At 36.1% G+C, this 5,531-nt stretch carries 7 protein-coding genes; 6 read left to right on the top strand and 1 reads right to left on the bottom strand.

Annotated features, from left to right (window positions below; genetic code table 11):
* From JK139_RS15160 to JK139_RS15180, 5 genes are all read left to right on the top strand, one after another.
* Positions 1 to 939 (top strand): M91 family zinc metallopeptidase (locus JK139_RS15160; RefSeq protein WP_218332117.1); only part of this gene is annotated, 939 nt, incomplete at its 5' end.
* 2 nt (positions 940 to 941) lie between these two features.
* A complete protein-coding gene (locus tag JK139_RS15165; protein ID WP_218332119.1) occupies positions 942 to 1,445 on the top strand; it encodes a hypothetical protein in 504 nt (167 codons plus the stop codon).
* A 141-nt stretch (positions 1,446 to 1,586) separates the two neighbouring features.
* Entirely contained in the window at positions 1,587 to 2,075 is a 489-nt protein-coding gene (locus tag JK139_RS15170; protein WP_218332121.1) for an RHS repeat domain-containing protein, read from the top strand.
* A gap of 737 nt (positions 2,076 to 2,812) precedes the next feature.
* Positions 2,813 to 3,364 carry an RHS repeat domain-containing protein gene (locus tag JK139_RS15175; protein WP_218332123.1) on the top strand — a complete coding sequence of 184 codons (552 nt, stop codon included), beginning with the start codon at positions 2,813 to 2,815 and terminating at the stop codon, positions 3,362 to 3,364.
* 592 nt (positions 3,365 to 3,956) lie between these two features.
* On the top strand, positions 3,957 to 4,337 hold the full coding sequence (locus JK139_RS15180; protein WP_143439110.1) for a hypothetical protein: 381 nt from the start codon (positions 3,957 to 3,959) through the stop codon (positions 4,335 to 4,337).
* A gap of 89 nt (positions 4,338 to 4,426) precedes the next feature.
* Here the strand turns inward: JK139_RS15180 and JK139_RS15185 are convergent, their stop codons facing one another.
* Complete coding sequence (locus JK139_RS15185) at positions 4,427 to 4,642, bottom strand: helix-turn-helix domain-containing protein (RefSeq protein WP_218332125.1); 216 nt, start codon at positions 4,640 to 4,642, stop codon at positions 4,427 to 4,429.
* A 110-nt stretch (positions 4,643 to 4,752) separates the two neighbouring features.
* Between JK139_RS15185 and JK139_RS15190 the strand changes: the two genes are divergently transcribed.
* Positions 4,753 to 5,298 (top strand): ORF6N domain-containing protein, encoded by a 546-nt coding sequence (locus JK139_RS15190; protein WP_074418384.1) that lies wholly within the window; start codon positions 4,753 to 4,755, stop codon positions 5,296 to 5,298.
* Positions 5,299 to 5,531: the final 233 nt, after the last annotated feature.

Genomic DNA, 5,531 nt, shown 5'->3' on the forward strand with positions numbered 1-5,531 from the left:
TTGTTGGAGGAGACGCATTACTATCCGTTTGGTCTCACCATGGCAGGCATCAGCAGTAAAGCAGCAGGCGGTATAGAAAATAAATACAAATACAATAAAGGTTCTGAATTGCAAAGCAAAGAGTTCTCCGATGGTTCGGGGTTAGAACTGTATGCAACCAACTTTAGAAGCTTAGACCCACAGCTTGGCAGATGGTGGCAAATAGACCCGAAACCAGATTATGTACAGAGTTTATACTCTTCGATGAATAATAATCCTATCTTAATAAATGACCCGTTAGGTGATACAGCAAGGATACATTTTAGAACAGGATTTTTAGGATTAGGTAAAAAGCAAGCTGTCGATTACAATAATGGTGCATTAACAAATACAGATGGTTCTGCTTACGCTGGTAAAGTAAAAGGATTTTTAAAGAAAGCTGTTGCAGGCTTAGATAGACTTTCTTCAGGTGGAGCAGTAGGAAAAGGCTTGGTAAATGATATAGTAAATAGTAAAGAAACAGTAAATATTATAAAAGGCAATAACAGTTTTAATGCAGTTGATAAGAAAACAGGAATGACAAATGTTGTACGTTGGGATCCAAGTAATACAAATGGTGGACCTGATGCAAACTTAAATACCAACAGACCTGCTTTTATTGGATTAGGACATGAATTAGCCCATGCACAAGACCAAATATTTGATGGCAAAATAGACTATAGCCCTTGGTATACGCCGACAGGTGCGACTGACCCAGTACGTATGGCTGAAATTTATTCAACACATGTAGAGAACCTTTTAAGAGCAGAAAATAACATAAATCTTAGAGCATTTTATAGTCTATATACAAATCCTGTGGGTGTTACAATTGGAGAGGGACAAGTTTTAATACTAGGCACAAGACAAAATGCGAATACAATTACAGCCAATGGCATAAATCTTGTAAATCCAATTTACTAATTATGAAAAGTTGTCTTTTATTTTTTATGGTTTTAGTTGGAACAATTATGAATGGTCAAGCTCAAAATAATATTGATACAACTAAACAAATTATTTTTGTTCATCTGCCTGATTACTACAAGGAAAAAGGAGTAATTTTTAGTAAAGACTATGTTGTTGGCATTGAAATGAAGGAATTACAATCCAGATACACTCCAACAATAGATGACGTAACAAAAGCAGAACAAATTTTTAGTAAGAAGTATAATGAGGTTCAAAAAGCAAATGTTGATACCAAGAAGTTTTTTTGTCATTGGGTTAGACAATATGTGGGATTTATAGATATAAATGGAAATAAGAATATTATTGTACAGTTTATTGATAATACAAAGCCAAATAAAATAAACCGATTACTGGGAAAGGATTGGGAAAATGTTTTTATAATTATGCTGGCAGATAGCTTTTATAAAGTGAGTACTATATTTAGAATTAACATTGATACAGGTGAAATGTCTACACAGTTATAAAAATTAAAGCCGACAGAAGCTTTCAAAAGTCATCCTCAAAAGTTTTTTATTTTTATTAAACGTTCAAAAATTTCTTACAAAAACCCATATTGATAATTTTTTATACCATTATTATTTCAGTATATTAGCGGAGGCTTTAGTGTGGTAGGCAGTAGTGGAGTAGTAAAAGACCACCATAACGATGCCAGTATGCAGGGTATACAAATACCCAAAAATGGATATATTTATATTTATTGCAGCAATGAAAGTCCGGTAGATGTGTTCTTTGATAATGTACAGGTAGTGCATACACGAGGGCCGATACTTGAAGAGACGCATTATTATCCTTTTGGATTGACAATGGCGGGAATATCTTCACAAGCCGCAGGAAAATTAGAAAATCTCCGCAAGTTCAATAAAGGTTCAGAGCTACAGCATAAAGAGTTCAGTGATGGAAGTGGACTTGAATTATATGCAACAAACTTTAGAAGCCTTGACCCACAATTAGGCAGATGGTGGCAGATTGACCCCAAATCTAACTTTGATGAAAGCCCTTATGCTGCAATGGGTAATAATCCTATTTTACACAATGACCCCCAACCTCATCGTAGTTTATCCAACATAAAAATTTCCCCTCGGCGTATGGCTTAGCCTACGCCGTAATTTCTTGTAGCTTGCAGCTACCCGTAGCAAATTTCATCCAATAATCACCTCTATATCAAAACCCTACACCTAACTTAAGCCTGCGTCTAATGATAAATGTTTTTTAGCTTTCTGCTACCTTTTCAAATCAGCAATACCATTCAATCATAATGCCAATATTGCGGTTAAACTTTCTAAAAAGTTAGAACTCTGAGTAGGCATGCCGACATCATTACCCCATCTCAGCGTAGTTTATCGAAAATTCAATTTTTCCCTCGGCGTATGGCTGTGCCTACGCCGCACATTTTTGTAGTTTTCATCTACCATCACCAATTTTCATTCAATATATCAATAATTTTGTATAGCATTATTATTTCAGTATATTAGCGGAGGCTTTAGTGTGGTAGGCAGTAGTGGTGTAGTAAAAGACCATCATAATGATGCTACTATGCAGGGGATACAAATACCCTTACCTCAGCGTAGTATATCAACATAAAAATTTCCCCTCGGCGTATGGCTGTGCCTACGCCGTAATTTCTTGTAGCTTCCAGCTACCCGTGGCAAATTTCATCCAATAATCACCTCTACCTCAAAACCCCACCACTGCCAACAAATTCTTTAAAAAGGCCATATAGTTAAAGGTTGCTTTTTTATTTGATATTAAACACTCATGAATTTTTTGCAAAAACCCATATTAATAATTTTGTATAGCATTATTATTTCAGTATATTAGCAGTGGCTTTAGTGTGGTAGGCAGTAGTGGTGTAGTAAAAGACCACCATAATGATGCCAGTATGCAGGGTATACAAATACCGAGAAATGGGTATATTTATATTTATTGCAGCAATGAAAGTCCGGTAGATGTGTTCTTTGATAATGTACAGGTAGTGCATACACGAGGGCCGATATTGGAAGAGACGCATTATTATCCATTTGGATTGACAATGGCGGGTATAAGCAGTAAAGCAGCAGGCGGAAAAGAAAACCCATACAAATACAATGGCAAGGAATTACAGCACCGGGAGTTTAGTGATGGCAGTGGTATAGAGTTGTATGATTTTGGCGCCAGAATGCAAGACCCCCAAATAGGCAGATGGAATGGAATAGACCCATTTGCAGATAGGATGCTGAATATTTCACCGTATGTATATTGTTTTAATAATCCTATTCGATATATTGATTTAAATGGAATGGAGGGAAATGATGCAAATGGTGATGATGAAATGGTGCACGTTCGATATGAAAAAAATAAAAAAACCGGTGAAATAACCCACCCCATCGTAGTTTATCCAACATAAAATTTCCCCTCGGCGTATGGCTACGTCTACGCCGTAATTTCTTGTAGCTTCCAGCTACCCGTAGCAAATTTCATCCAATAATCACCTTTACCCCACCCCATCGTAGTTTATCCAACTTAAATTTTCTCCCTCGGCGTTGGCTGTGCCTACGCCGATCTTATTCGTAGCTTTTAGCTACCAAGCACATTCATTCAATCATTACTATCTCAAAACCTCACCACGGCTTTTACATCGTTCAGCAAGATAGAACTGTGGGTAGGTAAGCCGACATTACTACCCAAAAGGCAATCTTGCAAAAGGTTGCCTTTTTTTATGCGTAATGATGTGTACAAAATTATTTGCATAATTAGAAAAAGACTAATTTTAATAAAATGGTCGTTGTAAATATTAACAAAATGCCGGGCGTAGCTGAAAGCATACGCCCAGATGATGAAATTTGAAAAGGTAAACTACGCGGAGGGGGGGTGCTTCAGTGCCAGTTGCAGGCTGGATAGTAGGAGCTGCCTATTTTATAGCTAATACTATTGTGGAAGCAAAAACTGGGCATAGCATTACAGAAAATTTATTTGATTCAGGAAAATACTAAATGTATATGTACGATTATATTTTTTGGATATTATACAGGCGAAATATTAACCGTAACAATAGCGAATGGCTGAGTAGAAACAATGCAAGTGGAGTTGTGTTTTTTGCAATTTTTATACATGTCGTTTTTGTTATACTAATCATCAAAAAACTGGTTAGGAGTAATCTTGGATTAGAAAGCATAAACTTTGACAAAGGAATTTTAGGTGTCTCATTCTTATTGTGTATTCTTCTTGTTTATCTATACTATACTAAAAATAAGATTGCAAAGATTGGTAAAAAGTATGAAAACAGAGATAGTGCTTATATAGAGTTTGGTGGTTGGATTGTAGCTGCACTTATATTTATCCCTTTACTTATTATTCTTATTATTGGCTGGAAAAGATAAATTGATAACAACAAAGCCGCGGCAACCGCTGCGGTTTTTTTATGCATAAGCTTTTCTTGTTTTAGCATCACGGAGGAAAGCATCAACCGTTACGAGGATAGATTTTTTTCTTCATCAAGCAGAGAGTTAATCTCATTCAGTCGTTTTAACATAGCCGGGTCTTTTAAAATATTTACTTCTTCCGTCTCACCAAGCAAATAACCAACCGTAGTATCAAGAAGTTTAGCCATTTTTTTAGCCACTTCAATAGAAGGCTGTGCCAGATTGCGTTCATAGTGGTATCCAACCTTAGCGTAGTTTTTCAAACATACATTTTTACTCGGCGTATGGCTTGGTAGTAGTCATCCAAATTGGAAGTTGCAATTTTCGATCTTCAGTTTTTTAAACTTTATATTTACGCAATCAAAAAATTACAATGGCAAAGAAAGAATTACAGGCATTAGTGGCAGAACAAAAAATACTAAATAGGATTTATGTTATCCGAAATCAGAAAGTAATGTTAGACGAAGATTTAGCAGAAATGTACGGTGTTGAAACAAGACGTCTGAATGAGCAGGTAAAACGCAATAGCAAGAGGTTTCCGAAGGATTTTATGTTTAGCCTGACTAAAAAAGAGTATGAAAACTTGAAGTCGCAAAATGCGACATCAAATTGGGGTGGAAGAAGAAAACTGCCCAAAGCTTTTACAGAACAGGGAGTAGCCATGTTGTCGAGTGTTTTAAACAGCAATGTTGCAATAGAAGTAAACATTAGGATAATAAGGGTATTTACAAAACTTAGGGAATACGCTTTAACACATAAAGAGATACTGCTACAATTATCCAAACTAGAAAAAGAGGTAAAGGGAAACAGCAAAGACATTGAAAATATTTTTATGGTATTGAAGGAGTTAATAGAAAAACAAAGCAATCATGTACCAAGAAGGAGAATAGGATTTATAAGAGAAAAAGACGAAGAATAAGCTACACACAAAGCAACCCTCACCTCCGCGTAGTTTGTCCAACATAAAAATTTTCTCTCTGTATTGTCTGCGCCTACACTGTACATTTTTAGCATGCAGCTACTAATAACAATATCCATCCAATAATCACCCCCCTCAGCGTAGTTTATCAACATCAAAACAATAAAACCACACTCGGCGTATGGCTTTGCCTACGCCGTACTTTTTTGTAGCTTGCAGCTACTAACACCAAT

The organism is Hydrotalea lipotrueae (assembly GCF_019249625.1).
In the GTDB taxonomy this organism is placed as follows: domain Bacteria; phylum Bacteroidota; class Bacteroidia; order Chitinophagales; family Chitinophagaceae; genus Hydrotalea; species Hydrotalea flava.